This window comes from Bartonella sp. AP258QHHD (genome assembly GCF_042196145.1).
Taxonomy (GTDB): Bacteria; Pseudomonadota; Alphaproteobacteria; order Rhizobiales; family Rhizobiaceae; genus Bartonella.
The window spans coordinates 13,596-34,472 of the sequence record NZ_JBHIPR010000077.1 but is presented as its reverse complement, the minus strand read 5'-3'; the positions used below and the strand labels follow the sequence as shown (position 1 = coordinate 34,472).

The following is a 20,877-nucleotide window of genomic DNA, read 5'->3' as shown; positions in this document are numbered from 1 at the left end:
AAAATAAAAGAGTTTTCCAAAATATTTATTTTTGAACAAGGTATTAGAGGCATGTTTATCTATTTGTCACTTCACCAACAAAACTGTTTGAGCTTGCATTTTTAATATGAATTTCTATCACGCTACCTGTAGAGGCTTCTGTATCGACAACAACAGGTAAAAGCCACGGGGAACGCCCTACCATTTGCCCTGAGTGACGTCCAGGTTTTTCGATGAGAACGTTCGTTTTTTGATCAATTTTAGAACGCAAAAACGCATTTTGTTGCTCAAGGAGAAGGGCTTGTAAATGTTGAAGTCGGGCATCTTTTACAGATTCATCAACATGATTTTTCATTGTGGCTCCCACTGTTCCAGGACGGGGGGAATATTTAAAAGAATAAGCTGAACTGTACTGTACTTGTTGAATAAGTTTAATGGTTTCTTCAAAGTCTTCATCTGTTTCTCCTGGAAACCCTACAATAAAATCACCTGAAAAGGCAATATCGGGTCGTGCCGTCCGAATTTTTTCGATAAGATGAAGATAATGAGAACTTTTGTGTTGGCGATTCATGGCTTTTAAGATGCGATCTGAACCTGATTGAACAGGCAGATGGAGGTAAGGCATTAACATATCAAGATCTCGATGTGCGGCGATAAGGCTATCATCCATATCACGCGGGTGGCTGGTTGTGTAACGCAAACGCTTTAAACCATCGAGTTTTGCAAGATGATAAAGAAGATCGCCAAGACGCCAAGTTTTGCCATCAGCACTTTGTCCATGCCAACCATTGACATTTTGTCCAAGCAGCGTAATCTCTTTAACACCTGCTTCAATAAGCTGGCGGGCTTCCTCGGTAATTTGCTCGACGGACCGTGATATTTCAGCACCCCGCGTATAGGGAACAACACAAAAAGTGCAAAATTTGTCGCACCCTTCTTGTACTGTTAAAAATGCGCTAACACCCCGTTTTCTTACTGCATGTTTATTATGAGGCGGCAAATGAGCAAATTTATCTTCAACAGCATAGTCTGTTTCGATAATCTTTTTTCCTTGTTTGGCTTTTTCTAACAATTCTGGCAGGCGATGATACATTTGTGGACCAATAACAAGATCCACTGTTGGCGCACGGCGCAAGATTTCACTTCCCTCAGCTTGTGCAACACAACCCGTTACACCAACTGTCAAGGGTTTATCAGGTGTGCGTTCTTGACGCATAATGCGCAAACGACCAAGATCAGAATAAAGTTTTTCTGCTGCTTTTTCACGAATATGACAGGTATTAACAAGAATAAGATCGGCATCATTGGGAATTTGTGTTGTCACATAGCCTTGCGAACTGAGACTATCAGTCATCCGTTGGCTATCATAAACATTCATTTGACATCCATAAGTTTTGATAAAAACCTTTTTAGGAGCAACAGGAGATGTATTTTTAGGATTTACTTTATTCATAGTGCTTGTCTAAATGTTTTTTACACAAATCTCAATCTATTTGCTTAAAAGTTTTTTGCATGATAATTGCATCACCACGACCATTTTTTGACGCGTAATAGGCAAGACGTTCAGAAATTTTTTGAAATTCAAAGCGTTGATAAAGGTTCAAAGCAGAAAGATTTGTGGCTTCTACTTCCAAGAATAATTTTATGGCGCCCTTGTCGTGAAGATAGTGAACTGTGCTTTCAATAAGAAAGGTACCAATTCCTTTTTGACGATAATGAGGGTGAACAGCAATTGTGATGATTTCTGCTTCATCAAGGATGAGACGGCATAGGCAAAAGCCTAAAATTTGATCAGAGTGATCAATGAGAAAAGCTTTGTATCCGAAGATAGAGTGATCTGTTAAGAAATTATCAAAAGCTTGTTTTTCCCAAGAAGGGGTAAAACAATGCTGATGAATTTGATGAAGAGAAGCACTATCATTAACTTGTAGCGGAGCAATTCCAAAATTCTTTTTTGTCAATGAAAATTTGGGCATTATTTTTTTTGTGGTAAAGCAAAATTGGTTTGTTGTTTTGCATCAGCGCTGCGTAGATAGAGTGGGCGAGGTGAATTTTTTGATTGTTTGTTTGCAGCAAGATAAGCATAGTTTACAATATCGGCCGCTTCGCAGGGGATTTTTTCTAGGACAATTTTTTCGTATATTTTATGGTTTTTAACATGTTCCACAACGACATCAGCAGCTGGGCCAGTCAGTCGGGTTTTTTTGGCAAATCTTCGAGGATATTTTCCATTGTTTTTAATCCCGGCTCTCCCAAAGGTGTGAGATCATTATGAAAATTTTGATGGTAGAACATCCCTCTCCCTGCTTCAATGACAACAGTAATTGCCGATGCTGTACTTTTATTGTTTATGACTTGTGCTGCTAACGCTTCAAGAGCACTCACTCCAACAGCAGGTATTTCAAGTGCTAATGCCAAAGCGCGTGCTGTTGCAACACCGACACGTACACCAGTAAATGATCCAGGTCCAATATTGACAGCAATACGCTCAACTTGATCAAGCGTCATATTGGCTTGTTTCATTATTTGTGTAATCTGCCCAATAAGTTTTTCAGCATGTCCTTTGTTCATGCGCTCATTGATACGCGCAATAACAGATTTATGACGAATAAGCGCAACAGCACAATAAATTGAAGCAGTATCTATAGCAAGGATAAGCATAAAAATATTTTAGTTGAATAAAATGATAAATAAAAGTCCTGCTGTATTTTTAATCTTTTCATTATCGTATATTTCATTTGTAAGAAAGTTACTAGTGCCAATAAGCAACAATATCTTTTTATGGGATAGAACGAGATGTTGATTTAATCCTTATTTTTATCACTTTTTGAATGAGTATCTTGAGTATTGTAAGATTCTCTTATTTTAAATCTACTTATGGTGAAACAATTAAAGTTATTAGCTTGTATATTACAAGCGGAGTTAGCGTATGAATCAAAACTGTTGAAGAAAAGAATAAAAACTCCTTCACGAATCGTTTAAATGTAAGGGTTGTCACAACTTGTAAGCTATCAAATAGTACTTTGATGCCACTTGTATTACATAGTAAGTAAAAGTAATTTAAAAGAGGAAAAGTTATGACCCCACATTTTTTCCAAATAAGAATATATTCTATCCGTCTTTATATAAAAAACTCAGCATAATAAGAGCAGATGAAAGAAATGGCATTGTTTTGCATGAGTTACGTATTTTGATACTACCCTGTTGCAAATCATTATGGACTGAAAAGCACATTTGACAGTTTTCACTTAAATATCAGCTCTTTCAATTTTTTGTATAGAATAATGAGCAGTATTTTAGAACTTTTTCTGGTTTATGAAAGAACTGATTTTAATAATAATGAGGACTTTGGGTTGATTGTATACTACGTTGAAAAAATAATAATCAATGCACATTTAAAATGTTATATGATTTAAATCATTCAATTGTATCATAAGAAGGCTACAAATACCGAGAATAATTATGGAGCAGGTTGAAGCCAAAATGACGCGCCATCCTGCTTTTTTTAGTGATCGGATATCAACACCTAATCCTAGTGCAGCCATTGAGATAACAGTAAACAACTGGGCAATAAATTTGATGGGATTGATAGCCTTTTCAGGGATAAGACCACTTGAGCGAACAAGCATCATGATAATAAAGCCAATGATAAACCATGGGACGAGGGTATGTAAACGCAAGCGTGTTTCTGCTGATCGGCGATAAATGATTGATAGAGTAAAAATAACAGGGCCTAACATGAGAACCCGTACTAATTTGACAATTGTTGCAATTTGAACACTTAGAAAAGAGATAGGTGCTGTTGCTGCTAAAACCTGTGGTACAGCATACACAACCATGCCAGCAAGCACACCATATTGGCTAAATGACAAATTCAGAGATGGATGTAAAAAGGGTAGAAATAAAATAATAAGAATTCCTAAAAGAGCAGTGAAGGCAATTGATGCGGCTACATCGTCATGTTTTGCTTTTATAACAGGTGCAACGGCGACAATAGCTGAATTGCCACAAATAGCATTCCCACAAGCGACCAGCATTGCCAAATGTGTAGAAAGCCCGAAAAGTCGGCCGATGGCAAAGCTCAGGATAATTGTTACGAATATCACGAATATGATACTAGCAAGCAAATTCCAACCAGCTGAAAGGACTGCGTTAATGCTAATGCTTGCTCCTAGAAGAACGATAGCAATTTCGAGAAGTGTTTTTGCACAAAAGGTGATACCTTTTTGAAAATATGTTGGCAAAGAAAAACAACTACGGATAATTGATCCTAGAAGAATTGCCAAAACAAGGCTTTCAAGCCACGCTTCCGTGAAAAGCTGTTTTTCTACAACTTCTAAGCCATAAGCTAAGGCTGATATGAGTAAACATACTAAAACACCAGGACCAAAGTCGTTTAAAAGTGAGAGATTTTTCTTTATCATTTTAATATTCCCCCGTCATTAAAGAGCTAAAGGTTAAGAAGAAAAAGCTTTAAAGATTTGTTCTTGCTTGTACAGCTGCTGCTAAAGTTCCATCATCAAGATAATCAAGCTCACCTCCTACAGGAACACCATGAGCAAGTCGCGTAATTTTAACTGGAAAATTAGAAAGCTGATCAGTGATATAGTGAGCAGTTGTTTGACCTTCGACAGTCGCATTGACAGCAAGAATAATCTCCGTAATAGGGTTTTGTACAACACGCTGTATTAAGGTGGCAATGTTGAGTTCGTCAGGACCTATTCCATCTAAGGGGGAGAGTCGTCCACCCAACACATGATAACGTGCGGCTAAAGTTTTTGCGCGCTCAAGGGCCCACAGATCAGCAATATCCTCAACAACGATGATTGTTGTATCATCGCGGCGCAAATCTGTACAAATTGAACAAGGATCAATGGTATCGACATTTCCACAAACAGAACAAATACCGACTTTTTCGATAGCTGCTTGTATAGCCGCTCCCAAAGGCTCCAGCAATGTCTCCTTTTTTTTGATAAGATGAAGCGCAGCACGACGTGCTGAACGTGGACCAAGACCTGGTAACCGTGATAAAATCTGAATGAGACGTTCAATCTCAGGTCCTGCAATGTATTTAGACATATTTTTGTCTCACGGGAAAAAACCGTTTCATTAAAATGGAAGTTTGAAACCTGATGGGAGTGGTAGCCCTGCGGTCATACTTTTGGTTTTTTCTTCTATTGCAACTTCGATTTTTGTTCTTGCTTCATTATAAGCTGCCATAATGAGATCTTCAAGAATTTCACCTTCCTCAGGTTTGAGTAATGAAGGATCAATTTGAATTGCTGTTATAATATTTTTGCCATTTAAAGTGATATTGACGAGACCACCCCCTGCAGTACCCACAGCTTGCAGATTAGCTATTTCCTCCTGAATCTTCTGCATTTTTTCTTGCATTTCTTTGGCTTTTTTCATCATGCTCATCATTTCACGCATAGGAATAGGTATCCTTATTCATCATTGATATCATTTTTATTTTTAAAAATATCAGCATTTTTAAAGGTATTGGAGAGTAAATCAAGATCATTTTCTTCTTTATTGAGTCGAATATCGACAATTTTTGCTTCTGGGAAATGATTGAGGATTTTCGCAATATCAGGATCTGTTTCTGCATTGGAAAAAAGAGTCTTTTGAATCGCTATACTTTCCTCCTGTAAGGTTGGGCCACCTCCTTCATTAACAAAAGTTATTGTCCAGCGTTTTTCAGTCCATTGAGATATCTTTTTTTCTATATCATGAGCAAGAAATTGTGGGGTATTTTCAGAAAGTCTCAAGGTAATATGCCCAGCTTCAAAAGAAACAGGATGAACAAATTCTTTAACAAGGAGTTTGAAAGGAACGTCATTATGCTGTTCGGCTAATTGAACAATATCGTGCAAAGAATTAATCACGAGAGTTTTAGGTTCAGTAATCTTTTCTGTTGTTTGCGTGACAGAATGCGATAAATTTGCAATCTTTTCAGAAAGATCAGTAGATTGAGAAGTTTCTAGAATTTCTGTTACTTCTTGGGCGCTGATTTTGTCATGGTTTTGATTTTTAACTAAATTTTCTGGTTGTAAGGAATGATCTAATTGGTTTTTCAAAGATGTTTTTAAATCTGATTGATCGGCTAATGTATTTGAAATGCTCGAGGAAGCATGGGCTCCGACCATTGTTTCTTTTGTTATATTATTTGCATTTGTAGATTCTTGATGAGAAGAGTTTTTAACCAGTGTGAGAGGCGTTTTTTCTTGCGTAAGCTTTTTTAAAGCCTCATCAAGAGTTGGTAAGTCAGCCGTGTGAGCAAGACGAATTAAAAGCATTTCAGCGGCTTGAAGAGGACGTGCAGTTTGATTAACTTCCTGTAAACCTTTGAGTAACATTTGCCAGTTTCGGGATAAAATAGGAACGGAAAGTTTTTTTGAAAAGTCTAAACTTCTTAAACGTTGTTCTTCAGTCAGAGAGAAATCTTCCACTATTTCTGGTGTAAAACGTAAACGTGTGACCAGATGATTAAAATCGGCTAGTTCTGTCAATATAGTAAGAGGATCAGCACCTGCTTCATATTGACTGCGTAATTCATGTAACGCATTGACAACATCGCCCTTCATGATAAATTCAAAAAGATCAATAATACGTGCTTGATCCGCTAATCCTAACATTGTACGCACCGCAATAGCATTAACATTGCCATTGCTATGGGCGATTGCTTGATCAAAAATGGATAATGCATCACGTGCAGATCCTTCTGCAGCACGGGCAATCATAGAGAGTGCTTGATCTTCTACTTCTACCTTTTCATATTTCGCAATTTGACGCAAATGTGCACTCAAAGCTTTTGAGTCAATACGTCGTAAATCAAAACGTTGGCAACGCGAAAGAATTGTAATAGGAACTTTGCGAATTTCTGTTGTGGCAAAAATAAATTTCACATGGGAAGGTGGTTCTTCAAGAGTTTTCAATAAACCATTAAAGGCTTGTGTTGAGAGCATATGTACTTCATCGATAATATAAACCTTATAGCGTGCAGAAACAGGACGATAGCGTATTTGTTCAATAATTTCACGAATATCATCAATGCCCGTATGAGAAGCGGCATCCATTTCTATAACATCAATATGGCGTCCTTCGATAATTTGTGTGCAATGTTCACCAAGAGAGTCCAATACAGTTGTTGGTTGATCAATATCTTTTGTTTTATAATTAAGCGCACGTGCCAAAATACGTGCTGTTGTGGTTTTACCTACGCCACGAATCCCTGTTAACATCCACGCTTGTGCAATACGACCTTTTTCAAAGGCGTTGGTGAGAGTACGCACCATAGCTTCCTGACCAATGAGGTCAGAGAAGTTTTTGGGTCGATATTTACGAGCAAGAACACGATAGGCTGTTTCTACCGGTAAATTTTCCATGAGTATTTCCAACTTCGAAGTTCTTTATGCGTACATTTTGATAATACAAAAGCATAGATCAATACTGTAGTCTCATATAAAAGGATTTTTTCTTAATCAAATTATTTATGGGACAATTTGTTTAAAAATAACAAAACCCCTTTATTTGCTGCATACAAATGCTGCTCTGAAGATTAAAAATACCTCGCTAAAAGACAGCATAAAAAATAATTTCTTCAGCAAAATAGGAGGTTGGAACGATGACCCGTACCAGAACTCGTTGGGGCTGCTTCTTTCCAGACCTGACCCAGTTGGCGAGTAGTCCGTCCACCACCAACCTCCCAAGCTCATATTGTCGATTTGGAATGAAAAATCAAGATCAGAAATGAAAAATATCCTAAGAACGACGAAGAATTTTCCTTTGCGTTTAATTTATTGACATATAAACAACAAAGAGATTGTGGATTTACCAGTTTTTATAGCAGTAGCTCTTCATATTTATTTGGTATGAAAATATTTTTTCGCTTAAGATAGTCTGAATGTATAATTATTCTCATTCGCTGAAACATGTAAGAGTTTTAGGATAGATACATCTGTTCTAAAACTACGAAATTGAATCATCAAAAATTTACAACAGTCAAAGAAGCAAATAAAGCAGATAGATCATGTAATTGGCTAACATTTGAAAGTTAGGGGGAAGAGTGCTATTTAAATAATTATAAAATATTGCTTTAATGGTGTTGCTCCTCTATACAAAACAGAACATCCCAAACAGAATACATTTAATGTTATACATTCACAGGCTTTTTAAAGAGCGATTGCTCAATACTCTTAACTATATTTCAAACTCCACTCATAAATAGTATACATACTCTCCTTGAGATATAAGTCCATTGTGCACTATCTTTTTTATGCTTAATAAAAGTATAAATTTTAGCCCTCATACTACTTAACAACTCCCAATGTTGCGATCCCTTGCACTTGAGAGGCTTTATAAGAAGCATTTTTATTCCTTTTTTAATCGTTTTTACTCACACACCACTCCCATTTGTAACTTTCAAGGAAATGATTTTAATTGATTCAATATGAGATTTAAGATGGGAGGATCTTACTTTATTTGTGGTTGTAATTCAGTATAAAAAATCGAACTCTTATAATGATAAGTCAATATATTAAATATCTTATAAGAGAACCACCTCATTTCTATAGTGAATGAGAATATCAAATATGTAATATTTTTTCTTTTAACGTATATAAATACTGAGTAGATGTTATCGCTCTTTTTTTGCGTGCTTGTTCTTTTAATTAAAAAACATTGATGTTTATCACAAGATGGATCAATATATGAATTTTTATTATTTGAGAAAAGGTTTCATATATTTTTAAGAGACTGTACTCATGCAAGAGAAGATGCAACATTAAACGCTATAGAAATAAGGGGGTACTGATTTTATAAGCATAAAAATGGTTCTTATTCGATATAAGCGACATTTTATAGTTTCAGATAATTATATTCTTTAATAAGGAGGGAAAAGCGAGATAATTTTTATAAAAAGCTGAATGAGTATGACTTAAAGTGCAGTGAGGAATGCATCTGTAGAGCAAATTTTACTTTTCTGTTTATCTAAGTGATTTGGGTACGATGTGCTTTATAGTACTTAAAATAAAGCAGTTGCAAAGATAGAAGTTATATTCTTATTAAAAAAATAGCTCTGATAGTAGAAAATACAGAACAATTTAATTTTAGTCATTTAGTTTTCGCAAAAGTTCTTTAATATCTAACCTTATAAGCAGCTTAAGGTTTGCCATATTAGGATAAAAATAAGCTTTTCAGCGATTAGTTTTAATGGCTCATTATGCCCTATTTTGAAAAAAATACCTAAAAAAAGAATAACTCTACTCCAATTTAGATGTTATAGAAATATTGTTAATCATAATCTCCTGTGTCACAATTTGTTCCAACAACTTTTTTCTTCGTAATATTTTTAAAAATATAATGTCCTGACGAAGGAAAACTTATATGAAGAGATTTTATATTTTTTAGGATAAAGATCTTCTTTTCTTTATCATGGGTTATTTTCTTTTCATCATCAACAGCAATTCTCAATTTGTTTAAATCAGAAGGGGTAGAGTATGATAAAGTAAAGGATACTTTCTTCGGTTCAAAGATACTACAAGAGTATTCAGCTCCTTGATGGATTGTATCGGATGGGATGATCACAACACTTTCATCCAGCCCAAAATTCCATTTTCTCTCACCAAAGCCAGCAAACGCACCACTAGAGTAGGCGAGAATATTTGTGGCTAATAATCCTTGCATGAAGATTTTTTTCATTATCCTCTCCTTTTTCTAAAGTGAGGTGAATCATAAATCAATTTTTATAAAGATAAAAGCTCAAACTTAACGCTAAAATCAGGGCTAAGTTGCATTTTCTAGTTTTAAACCATGTTTAGAATGACATTAATCTAAGAGATTTGAATGCTCTATTATGTATAATAATTTGAATTGTTTTGAGAGCTAATTAGAAGTTCGTTATCTTTATTGGAATATTGTCAGAGGAAATGACTTTTCTCAAGAAGCTCTCTTTGAATATATAAAAGGAAATAGATGGTACAAGCGTTTTTATTTTTGGTTACTGTGTTTTTTTACACTGGTTTTTATACAAGTTGAAGTGCTTTTTATCATGATATAATTTGTGAGAAAATATTATGGAAATAATTTATATATTCTTTTATGAGCCGTTTTTTCTTCTTCAGTTTTTATGAAGGGTGTTGAGTAGAAAAAAACGAGCTCTTTCAAGATACGTTGCATTATGAAATTTTTACGATGCTTTTTGATATCAACAAAAAATGATAGCAGCTTAATTGCTTTTATATATACGATGTTCGATCGTTTTGTGCTGGATAAGTACCGATAATACGCAGTTCTGCAGAAAAGAAAGATAATTCTTCTAAGGCAAGTTTCATCATCGGGTCTTCAGGATGTCCTTCAATATCAACAAAGAACTGTGTTGCATTGAAATTTCCACCAATTTGATAGCTTTCTAATTTTGTCATATTGATACCATTCGTTGCAAATCCTCCCATAGCTTTATAGAGAGCAGCGGGGACATTGCGCACTCGAAAAAGAAGACTGGTGATGATTTTTTCGCCATTTTGAGGTTTGGGGACATGTCGTTTGGAGCGTGAAAGGATGACAAAACGGGTAATATTATGAGGGTTATCTTCAACATCTCTTTCAAGAATATCAAGTCCATAGAGTTCTGCTGCGATTAAAGGTGCTAAGGCAGCCTGTGAACGTTTAGCATTTTTTTTAATAAATTTTGCAGCTCCAGCGGTGTCAGCAGAAACAACAGGTTTCCAACCGTTGTTTCGTATGATTTTTCGGCATTGTGCAAGGGCATGCGTATGGCTGTGGACGGTTTTAATTTCGTCATGTGTAACGCCGGGCAAAACCATGAGTTGAAAATGGATAGGTAAAAAATATTCATCAATAATATAAAGAGATGACTGTGGTAAAAGATGATGAATGTCTGCAACGCGTCCCGCAAGGGTATTTTCAATAGGGATCATAGCAAGATCAGCTTTCCCGCTTTCCACTAAATTAAGGGCGTCTTCGAAAGTAGCAGAGGGAACAGCATCCATATTGGGGAACATATTGGAGCAAGCAATATGGGAATTAGCGCCGTATTCTCCTTGGAAAGAAATTTTATTGGTTTTTTTTTAGTATTTTCATGCTAAAATCTCACAAACTCTATCGAGATCATGTTGTGTGTCTACACCTAAGGGAATTGTATCGACTATTTCCACATCGATACGCATATTGTTTTCTAATGCACGTAATTGTTCAAGTTTTTCACGTTTCTCAAGTGGTGAGGGTTTGAATGATACAAATTTCTCAAGTGCTTCGCGCCTATAGGCGTATATTCCAATATGGTGATAAAGAGGACCCTCTCCATAAGGTGCTTTGGCGCGCGTAAAATAAAGAGCACGAAGGCGATTTTGAGAAAGCGGTGTACCAATGATTTTGACAACATTGGGATCTCTTGTTTCATTTTCTTCAATGATTTTGGCACCCAAGGTTGCAATATCAGTAAAGCTATTTTCTAGAGGGCGTAGCGCACGAATGATTTCACGAGGCATGATTGTTGGTAAGTCACCTTGTATATTTAAAATGGCGTTGTAGCGTTGTTCAGGATCAATACGCACTAAAGCTTCATAAATACGATCAGATCCAGACTTATGATCACCTCGTGTTATGATATATTCATGCCCATAATCTGCAACAGCTTTAGCGATATCATTATGATCTGTTGCAACGATTGTACGTCCTATTCCAGCTTTTTTGGCTTGTTCTACGACATGAACAATCATCGGTTTTCCGCCAATTTCAGCGAGAGCTTTTTGAGGAAGACGGGTTGAGCCCATACGGGCAGGAATAAGAATAATTGGTTCAAGAGCCATTGTAAGATTCCCAATGTCATCTGTGATGCATTTATGATATTGTGTGTTATAAAGAAAAAGCTTAAACTAAAAATGGTAATAAAACCGTGAACATTTGAGTTTTTATGAATCGCTCGAGATTTATTTATTTTATTTGTGCTTGTTTATGTGTGCTGGTCGCTATTGTGGGGATTTCCACACTCAGCAATATAGTTTATGATCATCCTACATCAGTCCAATATCATCATACAGTTGCCAAGAATGATATATTTCAAGAAAAACAAAAAGCACCTGATGTTTCCCTATCACTAAATAGCCGCCTTCAACAAGGCAATTTTGAAAATGGCCGTAAAGTTTTTCGCCAATGTGCCATATGCCACACATCTGGACGCAATGAAGCAGGGCGTGTTGGTCCAGTTCTCTGGGAGATTGTTAACCGCCCTTTGGCATCAGCAGCAGGTTTTGCTTATTCACGGGCATTACGTGCTCATTCTGATCAAAAATGGGATTTTGTAACGTTAGATCGTTATTTACATTCTCCACGTGAAGCTTTTCCTGGGACCATTATGTCTTTTCGTGGAATTAAAAATGACCAAGATCGTGCCGATCTCTTGCTTTATTTACGCAGTTTATCCGATCATCCTGTTCCTTTACCAATGGATAATAATAAAGCGAACGAGCCAAATTAACTTATACCATAGATGTTAATTTTAGAAAGAAGTCTGATTTTTTTGTAATTTTAGTTTCACAGTTTTATAAAAAGAGCTCTTATTGATGTTTTGTTAGGGGGGAACGCCCCTCACGCAAAACAGAACATATTTAACATTGCATATTTACTCGCTTATTTTAAAGAGATCTTTTATAAAAATGCACTCTTTACGCTGTCGTCTGTGGATTGGTTTTCAAGATTTGTGTGCTTCACTTTTTCTACATATACTTGTCTGTGAAATTATTGCTGAAGGATTATCAATTCATGAGCCGCAGCTTTCTGCTTCTGAATGCAATAATTATGTAATTAAAGCTCTCCATGAGGTTTATCTCAATCCTTCTATACACATCAATCCCTATGTACTTTTACATCAAGTCCCATGTATTTTTCTTATGAACAGAGACAATTGATTGTTCTTATACGTGCAATAATCCTAAGCTGCATTTTATGATGCTCGATGAATAGACGTTTTCTCTTGAGGTTAGAGATGTACGGACAGATCATTGACCTTTTATAGTATCGATCACTAAAATATGACTTAAATTATTTATTTATAGGTTATGGTTTGAAGTAAGCACTTTCATGTGAAACAATTTTTATGTGTGAATAGTAAAATAGTTGAATAGAGTTCTGCTGATTGTATTTTTATCTACGTCGAAAATTTTTTACACAAGAATACTGATAGCAGCTGCGTTCCCACGAGTCTCTGTCCATTTATAGACGATGACATGAAATTATGCTGATAATCCATTATAGAGAATTATTTTTTCACAAAAGGTTTGCCATATTTGTGATAAATTTAATAGGTTTCATTGGTTACAATGTTTCGATGACTTGCGATAAAATTAATTAGTATTTCAATACATATTGCGAGAGTGCTAAAAATTAGTGGAAGAGAGGAGATAATCATGATTCTCCAAGCTTCTTAATAACTATGGTATTTTCTTTATAATTTGAGCGTTTATAAGTAATAATATTAAATTGCGCTAATAATCCATTATAGAGAAGAATCTTTCCTACTAATGGCTCTCCGATGTTTGTGATCATTTTAATAACTTCCATTGCTTGTAGGGTCCCAATAACGCCAGGTAAAACACCGATGATTCCAGTTTCAGCGCATGTTGGGATAGTCCCGTGAGCTGGAGGGGTGGGAAATAAATCGCGATAGTGAGGATTATTGTCTTTATACGGCATAAGGACCGTTAATGAGCCATTAAAACGTTCTACAGCACCGCTTATTAGAGGTTTTTTGCATTGGGCAGCGTGATCAGCGAGAAGATAGCGTGTGGTAAAATTATCACTTCCATCAACAATGATGTGGTAAGCATTGAGCAGTTTATCCACATTACTTTTATCTAAGCGTAGGGTGTGTTTTTTAACTACAACATGGGGATTTATTGCTTTTATAGTGGTTTCAGCACTGTCTGTTTTGCTTTTGTTGATTGCATTTGTTTTATGAATAACTTGGCGTTGTAAATTGGAAAGTGAAACGATGTCGTTATCGACAATTCCAAGGGTTCCAACACCTGCGGCAGCCAAATAGGTTAAGACAGGAGCACCAAGACCACCCGCGCCTACAACAAGAACACGTGCTGTTTTTAGCTTTTGTTGCCCTGCACCACCAATCTCAGGCAAAATGATGTGGCGTGCATAGCGTTCGATTTCTTTGTTGTTTAATTTTATATCTGTTTCTTGTGTCATAAATTTTCTCTTGTCATAGTTCTTTTATTGTTTACTAAGTTTATGATGCATAGACCAGTCTGCTTTTAGGATAGAGAGGATTTATTTATGAAAATTGCCATTCAGATGGATCATATTTCAACAGTTCGGATTCAAGGAGATACGACATTTGCACTCGCTTTAGCAGCCCAAGAACGTGGACACTCTCTCTTCCATTATACACCAGATCGTTTATCTCTATACGATGGTTGTGTGATTGCACGACTAGAGCCATTGATTGTACATGATAAAGAGGGAAGCCACTATCGATTAGAAAAGCCTGTTCGTACGGAATTAACAGATATGGATGTGGTTCTTTTACGCCAAGATCCACCTTTTAATCTCAATTATATCACAACAACTCATTTGTTAGAGCGTATTCATCCTAAAACACTCGTTGTGAATGATCCTGCATGGGTACGCAACAGTCCAGAAAAAATTTTTGTTACTGAATTTTCTGATCTGATGCCAGAAACATTAATTACCAAAGATATTGAAGAAATAACAGCTTTTAGAGAGACATTTGGCGATATTATTGTTAAACCACTTTATGGGAATGGGGGCGCTGGTATTTTTTATTTAAGACAAGATGATCGCAATTTAGCATCATTGTTAGAAATGTTTGCAGAAATTTATCACGAACCTTTTATTGTTCAGCGCTATTTAGAGGCAGTACGAAAAGGAGATAAAAGGATTATTTTGCTTGATGGTACACCTGTTGGAGCTATTAATCGAATTCCGACAGAAACAGATGTGCGCTCTAATATGCATGCTGGAGGTCGCGCGGAAAATGTGGAGTTAACAAAACGTGATTATGAAATTTGTGAACGCATTGGTCCAGCCTTAAAGGAACGCGGTCTTCTTTTTGTGGGGATTGATGTGATCGGAGATTATATAACAGAAATTAATGTGACGTCTCCTACGGGAATTCGTGAAATTAAACGCTTCTGCGGTACGGATGTTGCTCATTTGTTTTGGGATGTTATTGAGTTCAAGCGTTCAAATGAATTTATTTGACAGAGGACAAAAACATGGTTTTAAAAAAATGATCCATGTTGTTTTTTATATTTGTTATGTTGCAAATGTGAACTAGAATGACCGTATAATATAAATTAAGAGGCTTTGTTTTCAATTTTTAGGGAGTTTATAGATGAACAAAGTATTATCAATTGGAGTGGGATTGATTTTTGCGCTACTGCTGTCAGCAAATGGAGGCAATGCGCGCGATCAAATACAGATTACTGGTTCATCTACAGTTTTACCTTATCAAAAGATTGTTGCTGAAACATTTGGAGAAATTTATCCCCATTTTAAGGTTCCTGTTATCGAATCGGGAGGAACAGGAGCTGGTATTAAGGAATTCTGCCGTGGTATTGGGGAGAACACTGTTGATATTGTTAATGCTTCGCGAGCAATGAAACCGAGTGAATTACAGTCTTGTTTTGATGCTGGTGTAAAAGATGTTGAGGAAATACGTATTGGGTATGATGGCATTGTTTTTGCAACTGATATTAAGGGACCTGATTGGAAATTACAGCCAGTAGATGTTTATAAAGCCCTTGCTGCTCGAATTATTATAGACGGAAAGTTGCAACCGAATAATGTTTTGAAATGGAGTGCAGTCAATAGTGCTCTTCCTGATTGGACGATAGCAGCGTATATTCCTGGGGAGAAGCATGGGACACGTGAAGTTTTTGAGGAAAAATTACTTACTGAGGGGTGTAAAGAGAGTGGGGCAGTTGAGGTGATGAAGTCTTTAGGAATGGATGATAAGGAGATACACACTGCTTGTATTGCGGTACGTAAGGATGGAAAAGCGGTTGATATTGATGGTGATTATTCTGAAACATTTGCGCGTCTAATTTCTAATAAAACAGGGGTTGGTATTTTTGGTTTGTCTTTTTATCAAAATAATGCTGATAGGCTAAAGGTTGCCGATATTAACGGTTTTGCGCCAACAGTTGAGACGATTTCTAGTGGACAATATCCGGTTTCTCGTCCGCTTTTTTTCTATATTAAGAAAGCACATTTAGGTATTATTTCAGGTTTGCGAGAGTATGTTGATTTTTTTCTTTCTGATCAAATGATTGGTCCAGAGGGTCCTTTGGCTGAATATGGTTTGATTGTTTCTCCTGAAAAGGAACGTCAAGCACAGCGTTCTGATTTTTCTGCTGGTCGAGTAATGACATTGAAATAATTTGCAGGGAAAATTTGTTGGATTTCTGAGATAGGAAATTTGGGTGCTATTTTTTTATAAAAACTGAAAGATAAAATGCGCATTTCCTTCATTGTTTTGCTATTATTGATTTTTGGATTTTGTGGCTTTTGTATTTCTTATATGCGAGCACGCATTCTTGAATACAGACAACATAAAATGCATTCTCGTGCGTATTATTATGGCTGGTGGACATTTTTGATTACTGTTATTCCAGCTTTTATTTTTTTAATTGTTTGGGATGCTGGGAGTACAATTTATTTAGAATATAATGCCTCTCGAGAGCTGGGGGCGTATAGTGCGCATGTAACAGAGCCTGTAAATCACGATCTACTTTGGGAGACACTTCGAAGTCTCGTCAAAAAGATTCATCGCTTTGAGGGGAATCTTTCTACCGCTTCCTATAAGGAAGTGCAGGCACAATTACTCGCGAAGGGATTGATTTTATCCGATGAAGCATCGGATGATGTGTTCAAAATAGCACAGTCGTGGGTATTCTCTTCTGAAAAGCTTAAGTTTATAGGTTATGTTTTTCTTTTTGCTATTGCGTCCTTTGGTTTTATCTGTGGAATGATGCAAATTGCGCCTCATCAACGTGCCCGTAATAAGGTTGAATCTTTTATTATTATTGGATTGATTTGTGCATCTATTGTTGCAGTCTTGACAACAATAGCCATTGCGCTTTCTATGCTTTTTCAGACAGTAAGCTTTTTTCAGTCTGTATCCTTTTCAAATTTCTTTTTAGGAACAGTTTGGGATCCGCGTTTTTCCGCGAGCGGTTCCAGCGATGAAGTAGGACAATTTGGTCTAATACCGCTTCTTGCTGGTACGCTTTATATTGCATTTGTTGCCATGCTTTTTGCTGTACCTATAGGACTATTTTCAGCTCTTTATATGGCGGAGTATGCTTCTGCGCGATTGCGAGCAATTGTGAAGCCATTGTTAGAAGTTCTTGCTGGCATTCCAACGATTGTTTATGGCTTTTTTGCTTTGAAGGTTGTGGGACCATTTTTACGAGATCTCTCTGCTTCTCTCTCAGACGGGGTTAGTTTTATTATGGCACAAAGTGTTTTGACTGCTGGAGTTGTGATGGGAATTATGTTGATACCTTTTGTTTCCTCTTTATCGGATGATGTTATTACGGCTGTTCCACGCATTTTACGTGAAGGTTCTTATGGTTTAGGCGCAACGCAATCTGAAACAATTAAAAAAGTTGTTATACCAGCAGCGCTTCCAGGGATTATGGGGGCTATTTTGTTGACGGCATCGCGTGCAATTGGAGAAACAATGATTGTGGTTTTGGCGGCAGGTGTTGCAGCAAATTTAACACTCAATCCTTTCGAAGCAATGACTACGATGACTGTTAAGATTGTTAATCAATTGACCGGTGATTTTGAGTTTAATTCTCCACAAACTCTGGTGGCTTTTGCCTTAGGGATGACGCTCTTTGTTATGACACTTTTGATGAATATTCTAGCTCTTTATATTGTGCGTAAATATCGGGAACAATATGAATGAATGAAGATTTTTTTCCTCGTCGCAATATTAGTCTCAAGCGTCGGTATTGGGCTGAACGTCGTTTTCGTGCCTATGGTTTGATTGCCATTTTTATTGGTTTATTTTTTTTATTTACGCTTTTATGGTCTATCATTAGTCAGGGTTATACAGCTTTTTTTCAAAGTGAAATGACATTATCGATTTATTTGGATGAAAAGATCATTGATCCAAGTGGTCAACGTAAAACAAAACCACAAGTGCTCATGACGGCGAATTATCCACTTCTTGTACGCAATGCTTTAGCGAAGAAACTTAATATCAATCAAAATGATCGAGCCTCTCTTTTGGACGTTAACCGTATGTTTTCAAATGGTGTCCGTGTTCAACTGCGTGAAATGGTGACAAAAAATCCAAAACTGATTGGCACAATGCAAAAAGTTAAAGTTTTGGCATCTGCGGATATTGATTCTGCTTATAAGGGACAGATTGATCTGCGTGTAGCAGAAAAAAACCGTAAAGTTTCTAATCGACAAATAGAATGGATAAAGCGTTTAGCGCATGATGGTACGCTTTATAAAACATTTAATATTGGTTTTTTTACATTTGGCGCTTCAAGTCGTCCTGAGACTGCGGGATTAGGTGTTGCGATCATTGGTTCTCTTTATATGATAGGCATCGTTTTATTAGTTTCCCTTCCGATAGGCATAGCAACGGCTCTTTATTTAGAAGAATATGCACGCAAAAATAAATTTACAGATTTTATAGAGGTTAATATCAATAATCTTGCAGCTGTTCCTTCAATTGTGTTTGGTCTTTTAGGACTCTCTTTTTTTGTTAATTTTTTAGGATTACCACGTTCAGCCTCTTTTGTTGGTGGTCTTGTTTTAGCGCTCATGACTCTTCCCACGATCATTATTGCAACACGTTCTGCTCTGCGTGCTGTTCCTCTCTCTATTCGTTCTGCAGCTTTGGGGTTGGGAGCATCAAAAACACAAATGATTTTTCATCATGTTGTTCCTTTAGCTGCGCCTGGCATTTTAACAGGCACAATTATTGGAGTCGCTCAGGCTTTGGGTGAAACAGCTCCTTTGCTTTTGATTGGAATGGTTGCTTTTGTTGTTAATATTCCTACGACCCCCATGGATCCAGCAACGGCTTTGCCTGTTCAAATTTTTATGTGGGCGGGTGAAGCAGAGCGTGCTTTTGTTGAAAAGACATCAGGTGCTATTATTGTATTGATGATTTTTCTTGCGATCATGAATATTTCTGCGGTTTTTTTACGTCGACGATTTGAACGCCGCCAGTAATTTTAATAAAACAACAGCTTTGATAAGATTTTTGTAAGGTGAATTTTTGTAATGAAGATTAAAATGCGCGGTCAGGATGTGAAGGTTTCTTACGGAGATAAAGAAGCACTCCACGGTATTACACTTGATATTCCTGAACATCAAGTAACTGCTTTGATTGGTCCATCAGGATGCGGAAAGTCAACTTTTTTGCGTTGTTTTAACCGTATGAATGATACAATTGAAGGCGCTAAAACAACTGGTCTTATTACCTTAGATGGGGAGAATATTTATGACACACGGATTGATGTTGTAGAATTGCGCGCTCGTGTTGGAATGGTTTTTCAAAAGCCCAGCCCTTTTCCAAAATCTATATTTGAGAATGTTGCGTATGGTCCACGCATTCATGGTTTAGTTAAAACACGCTCTGAATTGCATGATGTCGTTGAAAAGAGTTTGAGGCAGGCAGGTTTGTTTGAAGAAGTAAAAGACCGCCTTCATGATCTTGGAACAAGTTTATCAGGGGGACAACAACAGCGTTTGTGTATTGCACGTGCTATTGCGGTTAGTCCTGAAGTTATTTTGATGGATGAGCCCTGTTCAGCTCTTGATCCCATTGCAACAGCACGGATTGAAGAGCTTATCGATGCGTTACGGCAAAATTATACAATTGTTATCGTAACGCATTCCATGCAACAGGCCGCACGTGTTTCTCAATATACGGCTATGTTTCATTTAGGGCATTTGGTAGAAGTTGGTGCGACTGAAATGATCTTTACCTCACCAAAAGAGCAACGGACACAAGATTATATTACGGGGCGTTTTGGATAGGTGAATTGAGGAGTGTAAGATATGTCTATGAAACATACTGTCCGTTCTTATGATGCAGAACTAAAATATTTAAGAGTAAGGATTACAGAAATGGGGAGCCATGCAGAAAGGATGATTGAACGTTCTGTCGCATCGGTTGTGAGTAGTGATCTTCAACTTGCAACGACAGTGATTGCCGATGATGTGTTTTTAGATGAAGCAGAACGTGACATTGATGAAAAAGCGGTTGCTATTATTTGCAAACGCCAACCGATGGCTGTCGATTTGCGTGAAATTATTGGAGCCATTCGTATTTCTTCTGATCTTGAACGGATTGGGGATATGGCAAAAAACATTGCTAAAAGGACTGTTGCACTTTCAGAAATACGTCAATCTGCTTCTGTTTATCATGGGCTTGAAACAATTACAGCTTTAGCACTCAATCAATTAAAAGAAGTCTTAAATGCTTATACGAGTCGCCTATTAGAGCGTGTTGACGCGGTGCGTGAGCGTGATGAGAAGATTGATGCTTTGTATACTTTTCTTTTTCGTGAACTTTTGACGTATATGATGGAAGATATGCGCAATATTACGGTTTGTACGCACTTACTGTTTTGTTTAAAGAATATTGAACGAATTGGTGATCATGTTACTAATATTGCTGAAATGCTGCATTATATCATAACGGGTTACCATATGTCCTCTGATCGTCCTCGTGATGACCTTACTTATAAAGTTGGGGTAGGTGAGAAGAAAATAGATTAAAATTTTTCTTATATGTATAAAATAAGTTTGTAGATATATGAGTATTTTCTTACAGTGCAGCTATAAGAAGAATAAGATAACCATTTT

At 36.8% G+C, this 20,877-nt stretch carries 17 protein-coding genes, 1 other RNA gene and 1 pseudogene; 7 read left to right on the top strand and 12 right to left on the bottom strand.

What is annotated here, in order from left to right:
* Positions 1-55 precede the first annotated feature (55 nt).
* From miaB to ACFIMM_RS08400, 11 genes and pseudogenes are all read right to left on the bottom strand, one after another.
* Positions 56-1,432: a tRNA (N6-isopentenyl adenosine(37)-C2)-methylthiotransferase MiaB gene (gene miaB / locus ACFIMM_RS08450; protein ID WP_375627640.1), complete on the bottom strand. Its 1,377-nt coding sequence runs from the start codon at positions 1,430-1,432 to the stop codon at positions 56-58.
* Positions 1,433-1,463: 31 nt separating this feature from the next.
* Positions 1,464-1,955, bottom strand: a complete 492-nt coding sequence (gene rimI / locus ACFIMM_RS08445; protein ID WP_375627639.1) for a ribosomal protein S18-alanine N-acetyltransferase — start codon at positions 1,953-1,955, stop codon at positions 1,464-1,466.
* Positions 1,955-2,640: pseudogene (gene tsaB / locus ACFIMM_RS08440) on the bottom strand (tRNA (adenosine(37)-N6)-threonylcarbamoyltransferase complex dimerization subunit type 1 TsaB). Before tsaB ends, rimI begins: the two are co-directional and overlap by 1 nt.
* Positions 2,641-3,374: 734 nt before the next feature.
* A complete protein-coding gene (locus ACFIMM_RS08435) occupies positions 3,375-4,403 on the bottom strand; it encodes a YeiH family protein (protein WP_375613318.1) in 1,029 nt (342 codons plus the stop codon).
* Positions 4,404-4,452: 49 nt separating this feature from the next.
* A complete protein-coding gene (recR, locus tag ACFIMM_RS08430; RefSeq protein ID WP_273790577.1) occupies positions 4,453-5,058 on the bottom strand; it encodes a recombination mediator RecR in 606 nt (201 codons plus the stop codon).
* Between the two features lie 30 nt (positions 5,059-5,088).
* Positions 5,089-5,412, bottom strand: coding sequence for a YbaB/EbfC family nucleoid-associated protein (locus ACFIMM_RS08425; RefSeq protein WP_375611802.1), 324 nt, complete (start codon positions 5,410-5,412; stop codon positions 5,089-5,091).
* 14 nt (positions 5,413-5,426) lie between these two features.
* Positions 5,427-7,367: a DNA polymerase III subunit gamma/tau gene (locus ACFIMM_RS08420; protein ID WP_375682823.1), complete on the bottom strand. Its 1,941-nt coding sequence runs from the start codon at positions 7,365-7,367 to the stop codon at positions 5,427-5,429.
* A 223-nt stretch (positions 7,368-7,590) separates the two neighbouring features.
* Positions 7,591-7,688: signal recognition particle sRNA small type (ffs, locus tag ACFIMM_RS08415), an RNA gene on the bottom strand.
* Positions 7,689-9,273: 1,585 nt separating this feature from the next.
* Positions 9,274-9,681: a hypothetical protein gene (locus ACFIMM_RS08410; protein WP_375668310.1), complete on the bottom strand. Its 408-nt coding sequence runs from the start codon at positions 9,679-9,681 to the stop codon at positions 9,274-9,276.
* Between the two features lie 536 nt (positions 9,682-10,217).
* Positions 10,218-11,054 carry a prephenate dehydratase gene (locus tag ACFIMM_RS08405; protein WP_375692699.1) on the bottom strand — a complete coding sequence of 279 codons (837 nt, stop codon included), beginning with the start codon at positions 11,052-11,054 and terminating at the stop codon, positions 10,218-10,220.
* A gap of 24 nt (positions 11,055-11,078) precedes the next feature.
* On the bottom strand, positions 11,079-11,810 hold the full coding sequence (locus tag ACFIMM_RS08400) for a 3-deoxy-manno-octulosonate cytidylyltransferase (protein WP_375632301.1): 732 nt from the start codon (positions 11,808-11,810) through the stop codon (positions 11,079-11,081).
* A 104-nt stretch (positions 11,811-11,914) separates the two neighbouring features.
* On the opposite strand from ACFIMM_RS08400, the gene ACFIMM_RS08395 reads away from it, so the two are divergent.
* Positions 11,915-12,478, top strand: a complete 564-nt coding sequence (locus tag ACFIMM_RS08395; protein ID WP_375634582.1) for a c-type cytochrome — start codon at positions 11,915-11,917, stop codon at positions 12,476-12,478.
* A gap of 926 nt (positions 12,479-13,404) precedes the next feature.
* On the opposite strand, the gene ACFIMM_RS08390 is transcribed toward ACFIMM_RS08395, so the two are convergent.
* Complete coding sequence (locus ACFIMM_RS08390) at positions 13,405-14,199, bottom strand: molybdopterin-synthase adenylyltransferase MoeB (protein WP_375613322.1); 795 nt, start codon at positions 14,197-14,199, stop codon at positions 13,405-13,407.
* A gap of 87 nt (positions 14,200-14,286) precedes the next feature.
* Here ACFIMM_RS08390 and gshB point away from each other — a divergent pair, with 87 nt between their 5' ends.
* The 6 genes from gshB (at position 14,287) to phoU (ending at position 20,790) form a co-directional block, all read left to right on the top strand.
* On the top strand, positions 14,287-15,234 hold the full coding sequence (gene gshB / locus ACFIMM_RS08385; RefSeq protein WP_375611796.1) for a glutathione synthase: 948 nt from the start codon (positions 14,287-14,289) through the stop codon (positions 15,232-15,234).
* 133 nt (positions 15,235-15,367) lie between these two features.
* Entirely contained in the window at positions 15,368-16,414 is a 1,047-nt protein-coding gene (locus ACFIMM_RS08380) for a PstS family phosphate ABC transporter substrate-binding protein (protein ID WP_375611795.1), read from the top strand.
* Between the two features lie 75 nt (positions 16,415-16,489).
* Entirely contained in the window at positions 16,490-17,950 is a 1,461-nt protein-coding gene (gene pstC / locus ACFIMM_RS08375; RefSeq protein WP_375611794.1) for a phosphate ABC transporter permease subunit PstC, read from the top strand.
* The gene (pstA, locus tag ACFIMM_RS08370; protein WP_375611793.1) at positions 17,947-19,236 is read left to right on the top strand and encodes a phosphate ABC transporter permease PstA; all 1,290 of its coding nucleotides are present in this window, start codon (positions 17,947-17,949) and stop codon (positions 19,234-19,236) included. Before pstC ends, pstA begins: the two co-directional genes overlap by 4 nt.
* 51 nt (positions 19,237-19,287) lie before the next feature.
* Positions 19,288-20,046 (top strand): phosphate ABC transporter ATP-binding protein PstB, encoded by a 759-nt coding sequence (pstB, locus tag ACFIMM_RS08365; RefSeq protein WP_375611792.1) that lies wholly within the window; start codon positions 19,288-19,290, stop codon positions 20,044-20,046.
* A 21-nt stretch (positions 20,047-20,067) separates the two neighbouring features.
* On the top strand, positions 20,068-20,790 hold the full coding sequence (gene phoU / locus ACFIMM_RS08360) for a phosphate signaling complex protein PhoU (RefSeq protein WP_375638370.1): 723 nt from the start codon (positions 20,068-20,070) through the stop codon (positions 20,788-20,790).
* The last annotated feature ends 87 nt before the right edge of the window (positions 20,791-20,877 follow it).